This window comes from Stenotrophomonas sp. NPDC077420 (assembly GCF_044543385.1).
Taxonomy (GTDB): domain Bacteria; phylum Pseudomonadota; class Gammaproteobacteria; order Xanthomonadales; family Xanthomonadaceae; genus Stenotrophomonas.
The window spans coordinates 52849-71934 of record NZ_JBITVZ010000011.1; the positions used below are offsets into that span (position 1 = coordinate 52849).

15 protein-coding genes are annotated in these 19086 nt (G+C 60.0%); 10 read left to right on the forward strand and 5 right to left on the reverse strand.

Annotated features, from left to right (window positions below):
• Window positions 1-45: 45 nt before the first annotated feature.
• The 10 genes from ACIGII_RS12235 to mobF all read left to right on the forward strand — a co-directional run bounded on the left by ACIGII_RS12235 (window position 46) and on the right by mobF (window position 13317).
• Window positions 46-477: a hypothetical protein gene (locus ACIGII_RS12235; RefSeq protein WP_399638443.1), complete on the forward strand. Its 432-nt coding sequence runs from the start codon at window positions 46-48 to the stop codon at window positions 475-477.
• Between the two features lie 35 nt (window positions 478-512).
• Window positions 513-1121, forward strand: a complete 609-nt coding sequence (locus ACIGII_RS12240; protein ID WP_399638445.1) for a hypothetical protein — start codon at window positions 513-515, stop codon at window positions 1119-1121.
• Between the two features lie 196 nt (window positions 1122-1317).
• Window positions 1318-2316 (forward strand): hypothetical protein, encoded by a 999-nt coding sequence (locus ACIGII_RS12245; RefSeq protein WP_399638446.1) that lies wholly within the window; start codon window positions 1318-1320, stop codon window positions 2314-2316.
• Between the two features lie 65 nt (window positions 2317-2381).
• Window positions 2382-3011, forward strand: coding sequence for a hypothetical protein (locus ACIGII_RS12250; RefSeq protein ID WP_399638448.1), 630 nt, complete (start codon window positions 2382-2384; stop codon window positions 3009-3011).
• Window positions 3008-5932, forward strand: a complete 2925-nt coding sequence (locus ACIGII_RS12255) for a hypothetical protein (RefSeq protein WP_399638449.1) — start codon at window positions 3008-3010, stop codon at window positions 5930-5932. Before ACIGII_RS12250 ends, ACIGII_RS12255 begins: the two co-directional genes overlap by 4 nt.
• On the forward strand, window positions 5929-6627 hold the full coding sequence (locus ACIGII_RS12260; RefSeq protein ID WP_399638450.1) for a hypothetical protein: 699 nt from the start codon (window positions 5929-5931) through the stop codon (window positions 6625-6627). Before ACIGII_RS12255 ends, ACIGII_RS12260 begins: the two co-directional genes overlap by 4 nt.
• Window positions 6628-7074: 447 nt before the next feature.
• The gene (locus ACIGII_RS12265; protein WP_399638451.1) at window positions 7075-7197 is read left to right on the forward strand and encodes a hypothetical protein; all 123 of its coding nucleotides are present in this window, start codon (window positions 7075-7077) and stop codon (window positions 7195-7197) included.
• Between the two features lie 144 nt (window positions 7198-7341).
• A complete protein-coding gene (locus ACIGII_RS12270; RefSeq protein ID WP_399638453.1) occupies window positions 7342-8415 on the forward strand; it encodes an ankyrin repeat domain-containing protein in 1074 nt (357 codons plus the stop codon).
• 151 nt (window positions 8416-8566) lie between these two features.
• The gene (locus ACIGII_RS12275; RefSeq protein ID WP_399638455.1) at window positions 8567-10300 is read left to right on the forward strand and encodes a type IV secretion system DNA-binding domain-containing protein; all 1734 of its coding nucleotides are present in this window, start codon (window positions 8567-8569) and stop codon (window positions 10298-10300) included.
• A gap of 65 nt (window positions 10301-10365) precedes the next feature.
• On the forward strand, window positions 10366-13317 hold the full coding sequence (gene mobF / locus ACIGII_RS12280) for a MobF family relaxase (protein ID WP_399638457.1): 2952 nt from the start codon (window positions 10366-10368) through the stop codon (window positions 13315-13317).
• Window positions 13318-13500: 183 nt separating this feature from the next.
• Here the strand turns inward: mobF and ACIGII_RS12285 are convergent, their stop codons facing one another.
• The 5 genes from ACIGII_RS12285 to ACIGII_RS12305 form a co-directional block, all read right to left on the reverse strand.
• Complete coding sequence (locus tag ACIGII_RS12285) at window positions 13501-13986, reverse strand: GIY-YIG nuclease family protein (protein ID WP_313318670.1); 486 nt, start codon at window positions 13984-13986, stop codon at window positions 13501-13503.
• A gap of 134 nt (window positions 13987-14120) precedes the next feature.
• Window positions 14121-15812, reverse strand: coding sequence for a YadA-like family protein (locus ACIGII_RS12290; protein WP_399638459.1), 1692 nt, complete (start codon window positions 15810-15812; stop codon window positions 14121-14123).
• 67 nt (window positions 15813-15879) lie between these two features.
• Entirely contained in the window at window positions 15880-16647 is a 768-nt protein-coding gene (locus tag ACIGII_RS12295; RefSeq protein ID WP_399638460.1) for a M15 family metallopeptidase, read from the reverse strand.
• 199 nt (window positions 16648-16846) lie between these two features.
• On the reverse strand, window positions 16847-17815 hold the full coding sequence (locus tag ACIGII_RS12300) for a hypothetical protein (protein ID WP_399638462.1): 969 nt from the start codon (window positions 17813-17815) through the stop codon (window positions 16847-16849).
• Complete coding sequence (locus ACIGII_RS12305; RefSeq protein WP_399638464.1) at window positions 17806-18510, reverse strand: hypothetical protein; 705 nt, start codon at window positions 18508-18510, stop codon at window positions 17806-17808. The genes ACIGII_RS12300 and ACIGII_RS12305 overlap by 10 nt, the downstream gene beginning before the upstream one ends.
• Window positions 18511-19086 lie beyond the last annotated feature (576 nt).

Genomic DNA, 19086 nt, shown 5'->3' on the forward strand with positions numbered 1-19086 from the left:
CTCCTGCTAATCCATGGGGTATGGATTTTCATTGCAGGGGGCTAGGTGGTTCGTCAATCGCTTCTAACCAAATCTTTCAGCATCGCCAGCGATGAGCTGGAGCGTGCCCGGTATCTCGCCAAAGAGAAGGGCGTTTCCCTCAACCGATATTTGCGCCTTGCGGTGGTGGAGAAGAATCGAGGCGTGGTCCTGGGGCTTGAAGCGATGGACACGCTCAACGACATCAAAGCCACGGTGAGAGAAGCAGAAGCCCGAAACGCGCTCGCTCTCGAATGCCTGCTGGCGGACCTGAGGGCCGAGCACAGCTCAGCAATCAGGGACAACGAAAAAATGGTGATCGATGTTCTGAAGGGGTTTTCCCAGTTCCTTGCTCAGGCCGAACCAGATTCCCCGCAGGCGCCGGCACGCAAGGCGTCATCGGCTTCTCCTCCCTCTGAATCAAGCGCGAACTGGCAGCGTCACGCCAGCCGCTCCTAACCCCTTCCCCAACTTTCTCATAAGGAGGCATACCCATGAAACGTTTCATTCTCGCAATCTCCATCGCCGCTTTGCTTGCACCCGGGCTTTCGTTCGCCCAGGAAGGCGTCCCGGCGGAGCCGCAAAAGAGCAACAAGCTGCGCATGTTCAAGGCCGGTGGCATCGGTTGCTTGGCCGGCGGTGGCCTGGCCTATCTGACCGGAAAGAAAGACAAGGCGGCAGCGGCATGTGCTGCCGGCGCCGTAGTGGGTGGCATTGCCAGCTACCGCGCCCAGGTCAAGGAAGCCCAGGAAGTGGCGGAGGCAGCCAAGGCCGCGGGCTTGGATGCACGGGTCCAGACCAAGGCGGTGGAGACCAAGGACGGCCAAGCCGAGGCGCTGGACAAGCTGGTCATCAAATACCCCGTCGCAGACATGAAGTCCCTGAATCCAGCTACGGCAAACACACTCGACAAGTTGGGCGCGCTGCTCAAGTCGAGCAAGGAAAAGTTGACCGTCTCGTTCAGCGGTGCGGACACCGCCGTGTGCGCGGTGCCCTTGGTTGAGCTGGCCAAACGGGGGGCGTTGGCAAACGCCACCGTCCAGGACGTCTGCGGGACCGGCGACTACGCCATCACCGTCAGCCCCATCCCTGACGTTCGCTGATGCCAGGGGTGGACCGGGGGCGTGAGCCCCTGGTCCAAATCTTTCTCAATCTCCTGGAGGAACCATGAGCAACAACCCATCCCCTGAAGAGCTCCGCCGCCTCCAAGAGTTGGCTGAAATGTTTGACGACGGCCCAGCAATGCCAGGGACGCCTAGCCCTGAGCAGTCCGCTCATTCGCCAGGCGCAAGCGAGGTCATGAACGCTGCCAAGCATTGGGGGCGCGTGTTCGGGAACAAGGCCAAAGAACTCTCAGAGAAGGCGGTCGAAAAATCCAAGGAAGCCCAGGACGCCATCGCACGCCGGGCAGCAGAGGCGAAGGCGAAGAAGGAAGCAGGGCGAGCGCAAGACGCCGCGATTCCAGCCGCTGCGCCAACCGAGCTGCTGCAGGTCGAACCCGAGGCGATTTCTCCACCTGCTGTGACGGAAACCATGGTCGAGTCGGAGGACGGGGCAGCGCGGCTCGAGCGACTGGTTCCAATGGAGGCCAGCGCGGAAAGAGCAGCCAAAGAGATAGCCAGGACGCTTCGTGAGAACCCCGCAATCGCTGCATCGATCTACGACGGGATGAGCGCGCTCCCGCAGTTGCGCGACCTGCCCGATGAAGTGGTAGACCCTGTCACCCCTGATCAGCACTCCCCATCCGTCTCCGGGAGTATTTCCCAGTGGGCGACTGCCGCATCAGCAGCGCCGGACCATGCCCCCAACAACGGGCTGAGCCGGACGAAGGCTTGGCAAACCTTGGCCGGGTCTGCGCTTGTTGTCCTGGTGCTAGCTGGCGCTACGGCATGGTGGGTCACTCGCCACGATTCCGAAACGCCGACCGTGCCTGCGGCCACGCCAACCACAGCGGCAATGCCCCCGGTTGTTGTCACCCCGAGCCCGGCTCCCGTCATTGATCCGCTGCCGGTGGCCGTGCCGATTGAGCGCGGGCCTGCGCCGATCAAAGACGCAAAGGCTGCGCCCCTGCCGGTCGCGATGCCCCCTGTTGAAGCACCGGCCGCAAAGCCCGCCCCCGTCGTCATTGCCGGTGCCAAGCCCACACCCAAGGTTTCGATGCCACCGGTCCGGCAAGCAACAAAACCTAAGGCCTCCGTCATTCCCGCGCCTCAGCCAAAACCCAACGAAACAAACGGATGGCAGGAAAAAGCCGAGGGCGACATGGACGCTTGGGCGAAGAAGGCGGGAATCAACTGATCCCCCTTGATCAAACGTAATGATCGGTTACAAATAAATAGAAGTCATTTAACTGGGAGGTTCTTATGTTGGGATGGTTTTTCTTGCCGTATCGAGGGGTGGGTGTTTCATTCACTTCCCGTTTCATGCGGTGGCATGGGGAAAAGTTCTTGGGACGCCCCGAGCTGTTGGGGTTGAAGAACGTCTTGGACGACGTAAAGACCACTTACTACGACCTGGCCGTTGATCGCCCTATCGAGTTGCACAATCACGACCTGGAAGCATGGTCTCGGGGCCAGCAGCAAGCCGAAGAGGCCCGGCAAGCCAGCAGGGCTGAGATTCCCAAGGCCACGTTCTTGGCGGTGATTGCGGTTTGCATGGGCTGCGCTCTGATTGCAGCGCCGTTTTCTGGGTCAAGTGGTTCCTCAGTAAACATTGGTTCTCCGATGGTTACTGGACTTGTTGGGTCAATCAAGAAAAAGGCGGTAGACGTATCCATAGACCCTTCCGAGTCTTCTGCGGCCCAAGCTGCTGCAAAGCCGAACAAAGGGTTCTTTGGAGTCCCTCAAGTAAAGCAGACCCCGGAAGAGGCCGCTGCACTTCGCGCAGAGTGCGAGGAGAAATGGAAGACCAATAACTATAACGGTCTGTCGGACGTTCGCCGTTGCGGAACGATTTGGAACGAAATATCTGAAAAGGAGCTAAAACAACTATGAACATTATCCGATTGCTGGACCTCGCCTACCAACTCAAACACCGCATCCTTCTTCGGCCAGCCCCTCAAGGGGTGGTGGAGGCCCTGCGCCTTAAAGCCGCAGCGAGCTACAAAAACGTGCAGGGCCAGGTCAATGCCCACAACCGCGTTTCCAGCCGCAAGCTGGTGGTCCCGGCAGGGCGAGGGAAGAATGCCATTGACTTGGGCGCGCAGTACGACGCTGAGAGCGGGTGCTATGTCGTCCCGGAATCAATGGATGAGAAGGACGAACGTTTCGCCATCTTCTGGCCGTCGGCTCCATTGGATCTTCAGAGCCAAGAGGGGCGAGCGGAGCTGACGAAAGACGGCCGGCTGATCGAAAGTCGCGTGCTGCCCAGGGACAAGTTCCAAGGGGGCGACAGCACGGCGTTGTTCCTGATGTATGCAGCGCTTCCGATCCTCGGTGCGCTGATCTCAGCTCTCACGTCCATCCCCCGCGTTGGAATCCTGGGGTGGTTGCTGCTTCCCGCCGTGGTGCCCTACGTTCGAGCCATTCAACGCAGTGAAGGGGCTGCAGAAGCTTTGCGCTCCTTCATGCTCACCTTCGCACTGCCGCTCCTCGTCGTAAAAGGCTTGTCCACCTCCGTGGGGTCCAGCAACATCGTGCTGGGCTTTGCCTTATCAGCAGTGACCCTCTTTTTGATGGTCGGCTTCCTCTATTGCTTGATTGCTCCCGTCCAGGACGATGAGGAAGCATGGGGGGGAAGGCTGGCGCGGCTGCGGGGGTTTGTTCTCTGGACTGGTGCCGCCTTGGGGGCGTTGGCTCTGACGATGATGTTCTCGCCGTTGACCGGTGGCTTTGCCTGGTTCGCGTTGGCTGGTTCCTATGGCTTTGTTTACTACTCGCGGGACTACAAGGAGCGCACGCTGGCCCTTCAATCCCAAAGCGCACGGTTCAACCTGGGCAAGCAAGGCTTGATGGAGCGGGCCACATCGGAGGCGTTGGAAAGCCAAGTTCGGAAGGCGCTGGCCGACAAGACCCCATTCATTGCATGGGGCACCGCCACAGGTCACTTGAAGAAGAAAGGCGCCAAGTTCTGCTACGACGCCGGATCGCCTGCTGGCATCAGCATCGATGACATGTTCATGCACTCAATGATTTGGGCCGAGAGCGGGATGGGGAAATCCTCCTACATCCGGTGGCTGATGGCCGAGATCCTCAAGTCAGGTTACCCGTGTTCGTTTGCTGTCTTCTGCGGCAAGGGCGCGTTGGCCGGAGAAGTCCGCGGCATGCTGGACTATGTGGTGGAAACCGGTGTGCACCTTGGCTTGATTGAAGGGCTGGACGCACAAGGCGTAAAAGCAGCGCTGACCAACACGCGGATGGAAGACGACGAAACGGACATCTGGAAAGGCATGTCTGCGGACATCATCGACCATGCCACCGTCGTCCTGGAAGCGTTGCACCACCATGAGCTGAAGATGCGCTCTTTGGACGCCGCCGAAAAGCTGGGTCTGGAGCTTGAGATCGAAGGATTGCTGCAGCAGCAAGATTTTGAAGTGGCCGCTGGCGGCGATGGCGTGGAGTTGGGTGCCCTGATCGCGGAACTGGAAAAGAAGGTGTCCTTGCGACAGAAAGAGCTGAACAAGGAACGGGAATGGCAGTGGACGCTGGAGCGCTTGAACAAGGTTCTCATCGCCATCAACGACATTCGCACCACCCAAACCAGCAGCCTGCCCGGCGAAAGCTTGCTGGCCGCCGCCAACTTCCTGGGGGTGCAACCGCTGCACCTGGGGAACGACGAGGATTTCGCGGCTCGAAAGAAAGATTGGGAACTGCGCATGGAGACCGCACGGAAGACGATTCATCCGGATCTTCTCGTGGGTGGCTCGCTGCTCCAAATGTCGTTCGAGTTCGTGTTGAAGAAGTGGCCGACCTATCCGGCAGAGACGCGCGGCAGCTTTATGGCCAACGTGGACCGTCGAATCAATCCCCTAATGCGAGGAAAACATCTCGTGGATGAGAACGGCGTGCCTTGGCACAGCATTGAACGCGGTGAGGTTGATGTGGGTCAGATGCTCAAGGGCATCTCCATGGGCGTAAACCTGCCCGACACCCGTCACGGCACCGCTGGCGTGTTGGTGCAAAACCTCATCTGCCAGCGCCTGAACAACGGCATCAAACTGCGAAATGAAGTCAGCGAGCAAGAGTGGCGCCAGCGTGGCGAGCTGCCGGTGATCTTGATCAAAGACGAGTGCCAGAACCTCATTGGGCGTGAGGATCAGATCATCCTACCGATCTGCCGCAGCACAAAGATGGGCTGCATCTACGCCACCCAAAACGTGGACGGCATCCGCGTGAAGTTGCCTGGGGATTCGGCCGAACAGTTCCTGGGAAGCTTCCAGAACTACGCATTGGGCCGCACCACTCCGAAGAGCTACGAGTATGCGGCCAGCCGCTACGGCGTTGAGGAGATGACCGTGTTCAAGCAGAAGGCTGTTGGCCTGGACTACGCCGGCGGGATCGAGATGGCATTGGACAACTCGTTGTTCGATCCCAACCACCCCATGGCCGCGGGCATGAAGCAACTTCGCAAAGCTGGCGCAGGGCGTCTTGTGGCGACCCACATTGACCCAGTGACCAAAATGCGCTGGACGGGTCAAAAGCTAACCGGCGTCAAAGCCGTTAAGGACATCGAAATCCCGGCGTCTGGCCACCGTGAAGCCCAACCGTTGTTCTCGCAAGCGGAGTTCACCGGTCTTCTGAACCAGCAGGGACGAACCATTCTTTGGTTCAACCGCGCCGGCGTTCGCCGAGCCGACGTCTGCACCACCCCCTTCCTGCCGCTCAGCCAAGTGGATGCAGTGATCGCGGAGATCAGGAAGGAGCGCGAGGCTCGTGCGGTAACCAACCCACCCCATCAAGAGGAGAACAAGCAATGAGCAGCACTGAAAAAGACCAAAAGTTCCGTGATCAGATGTCATCGAGCCAGGATCCCGCCGCTAAGAAGTGGATGGAACTGGACCACAAGGCGCAAGAGCAGAAGACCGAGGTCGACCGCATGGAGCGCTCCCTGGAGCGTCGCCTGGACCCGCAACGGTTGGTCATGTTGGAAGAGCGTGCGGCGGATTTGGCTCAACAGCGCCACGAGATGGAGGTGCGTGGGAGGCCAAATCTCTTCCTGGTGAAGCAACGGGCAGAGTATGACAAGCAGATGGGGGACCTTGAATCTGGTCTCAAGGAGACACGAAAGGACATTCGCAGTTGGCTGCAGCGATCAGAGCCAGCCGAGATCGCGAAGCACCAGGAGCGTATGGCAGGCAAGCAGGAAGAGCTCGCCAAAACCATTGAGCAGCGTCAGGGATTTGGCCAGATGCCTTCTGAGCGCGCAAAAGAAGAAGGGCAGCGCGAGGGGCCCATGGAGACACCGCTGATGCGGCTCGATGAATGGCGCAAGCAACGTCAGCGGAGCGCAGACGTGCAGGTGGACTATCCGAGCTACGGGGCCGGAAAATGGGGCGGTGCCACCTTTGCCGCCACCGCCATGGCGGAGCAGAAGAAGATGCGCCTTCACGAAGAAGAGTTCGACTGGCAGAAACAAGATCGCGAGCGGCAGCCCAATGTTTTTCGACAATAAGCCTGTAACAGGGCATGGAGCGAGGGCCCTTTGGGGCCCTTTTCTCTGTTCAGATTTATAGGTTCTGGGTAGGGCGATCTACCCATTAAAGCAAGTTCAAAATCGGCTTGAAGCAAAAGCGTTGGGGGAGGGGTTTGACAAAGGCCAAAGCACGTCCATCCTAAAGGGATGAGCGAGCGAAAAAAACCTTGGCGAATAAAACCCCTTCGGCCCGACACCATCAATGCAAGGCTGGAACGCCCTTGCAGGCTGGCATTAGAGGCCTATGCCAGAAGGCATGGGGTTTCGCTTTCAGAGGCAGTCAATCTCTTGTTGCTGAAAGCCCTGCCGCCACTTAAAGATCTTGACTAAACATTGAAACTGTCGAGTGGTCGATGTTTTTTGGCTTGCCAATGTAATGACTTGTGTTTAACTGTAATGAGTTAACACAACCGGGGGAGGTCCCGCATGTATATTTTCGCTGACTTTTACGACGCTGCCGTGGATGACGTGGCAAGCCTATTGTTCACCCTCGGCGGAACTGCCGTGGTGAGTTACGTTGGAGCCACCATCGCCGGCTATATGGCATGAAGGCCTGGCTCCGTTCGGATCTGGAGCAAATGGACCTGCACAACGTCGTGTTTGTGCTTCAAGTCGCCTTTGTGGTCGGGACTGCGCTTTTCCTCAAGGTTTGCAGTTGATTGCCAAACCGGAAAAAACCAGTATGCAATGGTGATGGAACCCATCATCGAAAACGTAGCAGACCCAAGCGGGGGTGATTTTTTGAATCGCCCCCATGAGTCGTTGGTCCACTCAATCATCCACCCTCTGACCCTTGCCCGGTTCTACGGCAAGCATCACGAACAGCTGGCCACCTCCAACCCCAGGCAAGCGCTGGCGTTGGCCGAGCAGTTCTGCCGTCAGGCCCAAGTCGCCGGCTTGGACACCTGCACGGATGTGGGGTTTAACTGGGTGATGACACCCAGCCGGTTCTCCAATCGAATCAACCTTGAGCTGGGTCAGGGCGGCCACGCTACGCTGGTCCAGGTCGAACCCGCCCCTTCTCCCCAGCAGTTGGACGCGACGATCCATGCGGGCGTCAGGGGCCATAAACGGCTTGCCGAGGTTTACGCCTTGTTGCCAAGTGATCAACGGGACGGCCTCCTGTCCGAGCTCCGCGACTCCCTCGATCAGGTCCAAGCCAACCGCACTGCCGCCCATCGTCTCCAGGCCCTGCTCGCCCAACCCGAGCTGCCTTCGCCACCCCAACCGCGTTTGGACATTGCCAGGCTGCTGCTGCGCTTCGAGGTGCCCGAGCAGCAGGCCAAGACGACAGAGCAGCATCTCATCGCGACCTACGGGGACGCGTTGCCGCGGATGCATGGGAGCCAGGTGATTGCCGAAGCCCATGCGCGTTCTCCTCACTTGGGCCTCTACGGAGCGCCCTGGCAGACGTGGCTTTGCGAGCACGCAACGACCGGAAACATGGAAGGGGTCAATGCATGCTTGGGCATGAAAGCCGAGCCCAACGTCCCCAGCGCGAATGGGGACATGCCCCTTCACCTCGCGGCGCGCCATGGCCACCACCATATTGTCCGGCGTTTGGTTGAGGCGGGGGCAGATCCCGCCTTGGGCAACCCCCGTGGAGAAACACCGCTTCACGTAGCCGCCCAACACAAACATGCGCGTTGCTGTCTGGAGCTGATGGCTGCAGGGGCGGACCCGGGGCAGTTTGATCGTGAGGGGCGCAAACCGGGCGACGTGCACCGGGGAAGGGAGAAGGGACGTGAGCAATCCTTCGGTCTATGACTGCTGGAGCTGGACGGTCCCTTCGAGCATCGAGCCAAGCCGCCCCGTCCGCTGTTGGCCCCAGGCTCTGCTGTCCGGGGCTTGCCTTGCAGCGCTGACCTACCCAGCCGCGTTATGGCTTGGGTGGCAGGTGCCAAGCAGCCACTCCCTCATGACCTACAACCAGGCGCTCACAGGTAGTGTCGCAGCGCTGGGCAACCTTGCCACCGGCACCATCTCCCTGCGCGAGCCGGCCAGCGCGTTCTGGGAGGTCGCTCGCGAGCAGGCCACCTTCGGCACACTGGCAAGGATTGGAGTTGCGGCAGGGTTAGCTGGGTGGGCGGCTGCGTGGGTCACCCGCCGGGGCCTCATCCCTCGCTCGAACACATGGCACGTATCCGGTGCTCAACTGCTCCAGGGCAAAGAAGCGCTGACTGAAGCACGCCGTCGCTCACTGACGAAGAAGGAGCAGGAGGACGAGCCGCATGCCTTGTCGTTGCATCCGGCATGGATCGCTGCAAAGAAGCTGCTTGCTCGACACATGTTTATCTATGGGGGCGTCGGCAGCGGGAAGAGCGTCATCTTGAAGCACCTGCTGGAACAGGTGGTAAGGCTCGACAAAAAAGCATTCATCTATGACATCAAGGGCGACTTTACTTCGATCTTCAAGCGCCCGGTGATTGTGTGCCCCTTCGACAAGCGATCCTACGTCTGGGACATCGGAAGGGATTGCGCAACCCAAACCCAGGCCGCGGCTTTCTCCCAATCGATCATCCAAAGTGAAGAAGGTTCTGGAGCGTTTTGGGCTTCAGCGGCCCAGGCGTTGCTAGAGGGGTGCGTGCGTGAGCTACAAGCCACGAAGGGCAATGAGTGGGGGTGGTCAGAGCTGGCGGCCCTGGTTGCCCGTCCCGCTGAACAGATGTTTCAAGCTCTCTCGCTTTATTATCCGAGAGCCGCAGCGCTCATTTCAAACCCAGACAGCAACACCACATCGAGCTGCATGGCCGTCCTCGCCAACGGAACAGCGGTTATCGAGCGCCTGGCTTTGGCCTGGCCGGAGCGCGCCCGCGGGCGGATGTTCTCAATGCTGGAGTGGATCAAGGACAGCTATACAGGGCGCAAGCAAATCATCGTCCAGAGCGGCCCAGACGAGGTGCTGACCAAGGCTTACATCAGCGCGATGATCAACGTCGCGGTGCCGGAGATCATCGGGCCGAGCTTGCCGGACGATGAGGCAGGGCGATTTCTTGGGTTTTTCTTTGACGAGTTGACCAGTGCTGGGCGCTTGAACATCGAACCGTTGCTCGCCTTGGGCCGGTCTAAAGGCGTCGTATTCTGCTCGGCGCTGCAGGACTGGAGCCAAGTTGAGACGGTCTACGGCGATAAAGCCGCGCAAGCATTCTCAAGCATGGTAGGAACACATGTGATTTGTAAACTAAAGGGCGAGACCCGGGAAAAAATCTCCCGGAACTTGGGCAAGCGGACCGTGGCTTGGCGCACTCACGACGACAAGGCAACCGTCCATGAGGAGTCGAAAGCCATTGTGGCGCCAGGCCGGCTCACCGACGACCTGGGCTTTCGCAAGGGCAAGGCCTACGGCACCGAGCGCTGGGGCATCCGTGCAATCGTCCAGACCGAGGGCGACTTGCTCCTGCTGGACTGGCCCGGTGTGAGCTACCCGAAGGTTCGAGAGGGGCAGAAGCGGGCTCGGTGGACGAAGCAGGGCGCTCGCGCGGTGGAGCAGAAACCCATGCCCCCGAGCGACGCTCAAAGTGACGCAGAGGTCCAGCGCGTGCTGAAGATGACCGCCGACCAGGCCGCCGCAGAGCTGGAGAAGCGGGGCGCTACGTCTCCGAAGCTCCGCGCCGTCAGTGACGATGAGCTGGAATCCATCTTCCGCAAGTAATGGGGGTTGTGGAGCTTCCAGGTTTTGGTAGATCTGAAGGGATATTTACTTCCTGGAGGATTCCCATGTTCAACGTCACTGCATTGACTGCTCAAGGCACGGACAGCAAGTCCGGCGCGGCCGTGGTCGAGTATCTGATGCTCACCGAGTATTACCTCGACAAAGACGGAAACGCGCAGGACACCATGGCCTGGGGCGGCAGGATGGCCGCGCATCTCAACCTCCGCTCCGCCCCGGTGACACGCGAGACCATGGGCAAGCTGGCAGAGGGCTTCGACCCACTGACGGGGAGGGCGCTTTGCCAGAACGCAGGCCATAAAGGCAAGGTGCGGCCAAAGGTGGACAAGAACGGGGATCCCGTCCTGGACGCCCAAGGCAAGCCCGAGGTCGTGGTGGTCGGTGGTCACCGGGTCGGCTACGACGTCACAGTGTCGGCGCCCAAGGACGTCGGGATTCTTTTTGCAATGGAGACACCGGAGCGGCGCGATGCGGTGCTTAAGGCGCACCAAGCCGCCTCCGCAACGGCGATGAACCGGCTGGAGTCGATGGTTGAGACCCGGCGGGGAAAGGGCGGCAAGGACGTGATTGGCGTTGATGGCTTGGTGTGGTCCAGCCACCAGCACTTCGCGGGGCGTGACCTCGACATGGATTTGCACACCCACCACCTCGTCTATGGGGTGGCGCTGGGTGTTGATGGCAAGGAATCGACCTTCGATGCTGTAGAAATCTATCGCCATGCCCGGGCCATGGACGAAATCTACAAGTTGGAGCTCTACAAGAACCTTCAGGGCTTGGGTTACCAGGTCGAGCACATCCGGGAACTGGACGACGACGGCAAAGAGACCAACCGATCCTACGCACGCCTGACCGGCATCGATCAGGACGTCATCGACCACTTCAGCAAGCGCCGGAAGGCCCTGCTCGAATACGCAGAACAGCATGGGGTCAGCGCCCAACAGGCGAACAAGGCTACCCGGAAGCACAAGAACGAGCCCACTTACACAGAGCTTGTGGAGCACTGGCAGGGCGCGTTGAAGGGCTTCGAACTGACCCCGGAGACGTTGAAAGAAGCGCAGGGCAACCTGGACAAGGTGGTGCACAAGAGCGACGCCGAGCTGCTGGAGCTGCTCCACGAGAACGAGGCCGTGTTCAACCGCATCGATCTGGTGCGGGTGCTTGGGATGGAATACGCCGGCAAGATTGACGCGGCCGGGCTTGATGCACGCATTGAGCAGTTCAAGCAGGACAATGGCCTGGTGCTGGTCAACCCCGAGCGCCTGGCAGACGAAGACCGGGGACAGACGCTGGCCCGCAAGCACACCGAGGATCGGTTCTGCGCCCCTTGGATGCTGGAAGCCGAGCAAGCGGTGGTGGACATCGCCAACCGTAGAGCCCCTGAGACCCAACACCACGCTTCGCAGGCCACGGTGGATCGCGTCATCGAGGACTACCAGCTAGCCAAGGGCTTCCAGCTCTCGCATGAGCAACTGGTGGCCGTGAACCACATCTGCCGCGGCAGTGGCGGGGTGGCGAACTTGAGCGGCTTGGCCGGCACGGGCAAGACCATGATTTCGGAGCTCTACAAAGAAGCCATGGAGTCCGAGGGCATGGTGCTGCTGGGGGTGTGCGTGTCGAACAAGGCCGCCCAGAAACTGGAGGCCGAGAGCGACATGCCCAGCGTTTCGATGGCGCAGATGCTCCATGACCTGGCCGAAGGCAAGCGCGAACTTCAACCCAACGACGTGCTGGTCATTGACGAGGCAGGCATGGTGGACACCCGCGACACCCGAGCCTTGTTGGCCTACGCAGAGAAGGCGAAAAGCAAGGTGATCCTCCAAGGTGATGCCGAGCAACTGCAGCCCATCGGGGCAGGTTCCGGTTTTCAGCTCACCAAGCAAGCTGTGGGCGACGTGAAGTTGACCGAGATTCGCCGACAGGCGCGGCAGGAAGACCGCGAGACGGCGGTGGGGTTCTACGCCCATAACGAGAACGGCGAAGTGGTCGATCTGAAAAAGGGCGCCCGCAGCCGGCGCGAGACCTTGGACTTGGGCGATGAGCAGAAGGAGCGGCTGCTGGACTCCATCGTGGAAGCCCACTCACAAGAGAAGTGCATCGAGCGCCTGGTGAACGACTACTTCAAGAATCCAGCGGCGCTGGACGACAAGCTGGTGCTGGCACACAGCCGGGCCGAGGTCGGCGCTCTCAACGCAGGGATTCGCAAAGGCCTCAAAGAACGCGGCGAGATCGGCACGGATGAGGTGGTGGTGGAGGGACGCGTCAATGGACGCAAGTTCGATCTGGCCTTGGTGGAAGGGGATCGGGTGATTTTCACCGCAAAGAATAAAGAGCTGGGGGTGGTCAACGGCACCCAGGCCACCATCGAATCCATGAAACCGTCGCGCTCGGGCGGCTACGACATCACCGGCACGCTGCGGTCTGAGAACCCAAAGGAGAACGGGCGCAAGGTGGTGTGGAACACCCACCAGCACAAGGCAGTGGTCCACGATTACGCGGTGACCGTCCATAAATCCCAAGGGCAGGGCAAGCGCGAGGTGTTCCACCTCATGAACTTGGGGATGATGGACAACGCCAGTTCGCTGGTGGCGTTTACCCGGCTCACCACGGGCCGCTACAGGCTCTACGGCACCTACGATGACGTGGAGCAGCTGAACACTCGATTGGGCTTGGAGCGACTGAAGTCCACAGTCCTGGACGCTGGGCTCCGTCATGACTCGCAACCAGCCGTGGAAGAGGGGGGTAAGCAGGAGCCCATTGCGTCTGCGGCCCCGAAAGCCCAGCGGCCCCCCATGCAGCGAAGCGGCATCCAAGGCAAGCTGGACATGGTAGTGAAAGAGCACCGCGAGCAGCGGCAGGCCCAAGCCCAGATGAGCGAGGGCGAGCGCAGGGCACGCGGGTTACTTGAAGTGTTCGAGGCGCTTCGACGCACGCCACGACCACAGGCCGAGCCGGCAGTCCCGGTGCAAACCCCTCTTCAACGGCAGGGAATCACCCGGTGATAGGCATGCAGGGCGGCCATGCCGCCCCTTGCCTTCTTCCCCTCACGCTTTTGCTTTCAGGCGCGGCCCATTGGCCGCGTTCTTTTAATGCCTTTGCACCCCAAGCAAGGTCAAAAGCGGCCAAGGCAAAGGCGCGTTGAAAGAGATCGCAGGGTGGACTACGGCTTCTGCCGGGCCACACAGCTACAGACCCATTGCACCGAGGCGAAGGAGGGTCAAAGCAGCGCAGAGAAGTGCGGGATAGAGAATCAACCACTTGAAAAACCCCCATGCCAGCGACGGTGAAGACCCGAGAACGTGACGTTTTCCTGGGGCCGCCTCTGGCCACCGATAGCCAGATGCCAGGGACTTCATGTAACCCGTGGTGCGCCTGCGAGGATCGCGAATGAGTTGCCCTGGGGGCTTGGCATAGATGCGCCAGCCCTGATTGAACGCCTTGTAGCGCCAGGCATACTCGTGCAGCTCCGCGTCGGCCTGCGTGCCAGTCATGCTGGAAAGCGGAACAAAGGTGAACGGCTTGCCTTGCCAACCCCCACGAGCGCTGCGGTGCTGCTGCTCCCGCTGCTTCAGATCGACGGTCTGCCCCACGTAACAGCACCCGTTGTTGAAGAACAACCCGTAGAGGCGCCGAGGGCGGGGCAGGTATTTTTGATTGCGTTTCCAGTTCAAAGGTCCTCCATAGATGGGTATACCTACATACCCATAAAAGAAAGATCCGATTCGTCAAGGCCTGCCACGAACAAAGGCCCCTTCTGGGGCCCTTGCCGAGATGCGATCACCTCCTTTTCTCACCACGCAATCGTTCAGCGCCCCAGGTTGATGCTGATCCCAAAGCCGGCTACGGGCTTGTTGCCTGAGCCGAAGGACACGCCAGCCGAGACGCTGGTGCGCTCCGAGATTCGGGCCCCCCAGCCGAAGCTCATCGCCGCTTCGCCGCCCGAGAACCCCACCCCAACGTTCAAGTTGACCTGGCCCACGGCAGTCCCACCATTCGCCGCCGCAGAGGTCGCCATCTGGGACATCGCTCCGAGCTGCGCCCCGAGCCCATTGGCCCGACGGTCCTGGTGGCGCAAGCGGCGGTCGGTATCGGTCCAGCGGTCGTTCCAGGCTTGCTGAGCGTCCCAGAGCTGGCCGCCATTGACGGCATCGGTGGAGCCCCGCTCGATACGCCCACTGGCAACGTTGGTCACGCGCTGATTGCCTGCGTTGACGCCTGCCGTGGTGACTGAGGGACCGCCTTGAATCGTCACGCCTTGGGCGTTGACGGTGGTCGCGCCGACGCTCACCGATCCCGCGTCCGACAGCTGCACGTTATCGCTGACCGCAACGGTTTGGGTGCCGTTTGAGTTGTTGGTGACTTCGACGTTCTTGCCCGCTTTTGCAGTCGAACCTGAGCCGGTGCCTGCCGTCCCGTCCAGGCCGTCGCTACCGGCAGGCCCCTGGGCCCCTGGCTCCCCTTTCAGGCTTGCCAGCCAATCGTGTTCGTTGCCCTGGAAACCGTTGGCCAACGCCACCTCGTAGGCGCTTAATCCATCTGCGCCACGCGGGCCAGGCGTGCCCGAGCCGCTGCCTGGGTTTTGCTCAAGGGAGGTCACGCGCCCATCCAGGTCGTCCAAAGCGGCTCCAACGGTTTGATGCGTGGCCCCGCTGCGGAACTGATAGATGGGCGCGACAAAGTTGCCGTTGACGAACGTGGCGCCGCCGCCCAGCGCCTGGGCCGCCTGACGGACCTGTCCGAGGTTTGCGACGTCGGTGTCCGAGGTGCCGGCGCGGACGTTGGTGATGCGACGAGTGCTCTGGCCCCCGTCCTCATAAGTGGATCCCACGCTGACTTCGTCGCTGGCCCAGCAGCGGCTATGAGAGCCCAGGGCGACGCAATCCTGAGCGCGAGCCTCAGCCCCAACGCCCAGTGCAAGTGACTGAAATGCATCGGCAACGGTGGACGAACCAATCGCAACCGCATGATTTCCGTTGGCTTGGGCCTGATTCCCTTGAGCAATCGAGGCGTTGCCGCGCGAGCGGCTGAGGTATCCAAAGGACATGGACAGATCGCCGCTGGCTTGCGCCTGCACACCTTGAGCTACCGACTTAACACCGGTCGCGACCGATTGTTGTCCAACTGCGACCGCATCTTCACCACCAGCAAAACTCAAAGTGCCGATGGCAACAGTCCTTTCTGCCGCCGCATTCGCGGACTGTCCAATGGCTATCGAGTTTTGGCCCGATGCTTGGGCGTTAGTGCCAGATGCCTGCGCGTTGTCACCGGACGCATTGGCCTGAATCCCGTTCGCGATGGCTCCGTTGCCCGTAGCAATCGCGTAGGCTCCTGTAGCAGTAGAGTTTGGACCAGATGCTTGGGCGTGTTCACCCGTTGCCGTTGAGTTAGGCCCTGATGCCGTAGCGCCCGTGCCCGTGGCAGTTTGAGCGTAAGCCGGCGCTACAAACAAAGCTGCGCCGATCAATGCAGTTAAAACAGCTAGTCGATGCGGAAACATTCAAACCCTCCCTTGCTATGGATTCATACTTAAATCCATAGCAGGGGATTTCATTTGCGCAAGGTGATCAGGCGATCTTTTTCATCTTGTTAGGAAAGTGCACTAAACATGCTCGATTCGGTATTTCCCATTGCCAAGCCAATGGCTTTGCGGTTCCCCAAGCCGCGCACGCCCAACCCGACCCACGAGGGCACCAACTTGGTGGCAAGGCGCGTGCAAGCAAATAAGTAGCTGGCTCTAGTGGCGCTGCGAAAAGGGGGAGCTTGCGGCCTTGGCGATAAGCCAGCTTGGCCTGCCCGCATTCGGACTTGAGTTCCACGTGTGGGTAGTCCTTGGGGCTGGTCCACCGCCCGCCCCAGTTCAGGCCAACGATTTCTGAGAGCTCCCCGAAGCGCAAGTAGCCGGCCATGACGTGCGGATCGTTCAAGTTCCAGCTTGGCTCACCGTTGACGAATACGGCTGCGTCCAACGCCAGGCCGTAGTTGTGACAAAAGGACCAAGCCCCAACACGCGTGACGCCGCTGGCCGACGCCATCAATGCCGCTTGGCGGTCTGGGCTTCGATACGCCTCCACCGGCCGCACGTCATACCCCTCTGCTGCCAACTGGGCCAGGACGGCTTCTGCCTTTTCGCGCAACGAGGGCGAAACCCCTTTCCAGACTCGTTCTTGCTTGGGATGAAAGAAGCGGTAAACGGGGCCGCGGTAGGTGGGGGTGGCCCGAGTCTCAGGGTTATTCGGTGGTGGGGCAGAAGTGCTTTGGATGGTTGAACAGCCGGTCAGCGACAAAGTCAGTAGGGCCGCCACGGCGAAAAAGGTTCTAAAACCAAAGTGCATGCTTTCCTCCCAGAAAGATCAATGGATGCTTTCAGGGATAGTGGGTTTTCAGGAAAGCGCAAGCGCCTAGATACAAAAAAGCCCCCGGTCAACCGGGGGAGGAGGCCTGTCGCCGTGGGCTTAATGAGGCGGGGAAAGAGTAAGAAACCCGGCCTCGCTCAACCATTAGCATGCAAAGATTGAAAGTCAATCTAGGAAGTTATGCCGCGATCACCACGATCTCGCCTGCGATGGAGGCGTCGTTTACAGCATCGGTATCGAAGTGTTCGATCCCGAGGAGATCGGCTTGATACGTCAGGGCTGGGATGGTCTGCTTTCCGTTTTCAATGAACGAAACCACGTGGCTCAGCTGGTCTTCGGTGATGCGGAACGAAAGGTCGCGATCAGAAGTCAGGGCCTTCACGCGGTTTCCGTTGAGCTCATCAAGGTCTTGCGCAAGGTTCTGAAGTGTTTCTTGGCCGCGCTTACGAGCACCCACCTTGGTTTGAACATGCGCGAGGAACAAGCCAAGGTTTACCAGGCGGTCTTGGAGCACTTGGATGTCAATCAGGCGGTCCACGTTGCTTGCTGCTTTGACGGCGTGGCGTTGCAACACCAACTTGGTGAACTGGTATTGCTCATGGAAGTCCTGAAGCTTGTGCTTGAGGAGCTCGGTGTCGCCCTCCTCAAAGTGCTGCTGGCAGGCGAGCACCAGGCCACGAAACCTCGCCTCATCCATCAGCAAGCTCCGTTCGTGGGCTTCGCTGACCAATTGAAGTGTTTGAGCGATGCCGGCTGACTGGCCTTCGATCTGGCCGCTGATCTTGTTCAACTTCTTGCAAACGATGACGAAGCCCGCGGTCGTGACGGCCAGATTCAAGCCAGCCATGGCGAGGTTGGCCATCTGTAGTGCTTGAAGTGAACCCATGCTCTGCTGGAGGGCATCAATGCCGCCCTGAAGATTGCCCATACTTTGTTGCATGGCGGCCTGCAGTTGGGAAATGCTCTGCTGGGCCTGCTGCGGGTCGCTTGGGAATACAAGGTGCGCGGCGATCTGGCCCCCCTTTCCAGTTCCCGCGGCGTATCGCACCACGCCGCCAAAAACGTTCAGCTCCCCAGAAGCGACACGCGCAAGGATGTCTTGGAGCTTGGGCAGATCACGCGCCAGCTCTGCATTGATCAGAGACATGCTTTCAGCCTCTCAGAATAGTGTTGGAAATCGGCGTCGATCCGCTTGCGACGAATCTTGGCGATCTGGAGAACAGCCGGGACTGTGATGCGGAATGCTGGGCCTGTAGCTTCATAGAGTGAGTATCCCGCGGCCCCAACAGCGACAGGGCCCGCGACAAACGATGCTGCACGAGCGCCCAAAGCGGATGCAAAGCCTGCGACCCCACCAGCGGAGGCCAAGCCTGTTGCCGTCCCTGCGTTCTGAACTAGTTGTTGCACCACCTTGTCGATGACCGAGTTCCGCGTGGTCTCGCCAGCGCCCTCTGCAGTTGCATCGTCGGGCGAATATTTCCCGATGGCTCCCGCAAGGGCCAACTCTTCGAGAGCATAGACGTCGGCGCCCTCTGGGATCTTGCTACCCAGCTTTTTAGCAACGTCTTTAGCTAGCTCCGGGTATTCGACCCCGGAGGACCTGTAGGTGTTCATCAGGGTGTTGCCGCCGAAGTCGCAGATCTCCTTTTCCAGGACATCTGCAATCGACTGAAGGGCCCCTTCGGCCTTTCGCTTAACGATGAGCGCCTTGATGCCAGAGTCAAGCGCGAGCCGCCCCTTGCCGTTGTCGGTGATCAAGTCAGCCAGGACATCCAGATCTTCACTGCCGGCTTGAGAAAGAAGCTCGGCCAACGGCCGGTTTCGTGGAACGCTGAAATCCATGTTTTCCCCTGTATGGGCTGCCTAGCCCGTCTGTCTCTTGGCGTTAGGGCTCGATCTACAATCGGCCCTTCGAATAGGATTCTAACCAAAGCCGCCGTAGTCTCGGTCATTGGAGTCGCATTGAAAGAGATCGGCAGTTCTGTCACTGGAAAAAGCACGTGCAGCGTTTCTCGGCCATGAAGAGCGAGGGGCGGGCGATGATGGAAGTCGAGGCGGGCTGCTCAGGGGCCGAACGGCGGCGGCGCAGTTGTCAGGATCTCGGTCAGCCCATGCGGCTGCTCAGTGTGGAAAGGGTTCGGTCCCTAACGCGTCCAGCGATTGCCGCTTGGGTGTCCTTGCGAGGTCGGGGCAAGACCCCAAGGAAGAGGCTATGAGTCGCGTCACGATTCAAGGGCCATGTAGCGGTGGTGTAGCGATGCCGGCCCTCAGTAGGTGCGATCCCGGCAAATATCCTTTGGAAACATGCAGATGCGAAACATACGCCCGTGATGCTTCATCAGCGGGGTGTGTTCAGCGGGCTTCTGGGTCACGCGGGGTCCATCGGGCAGGGCAGGCCGGGGAGGCCGGGTGGACCAT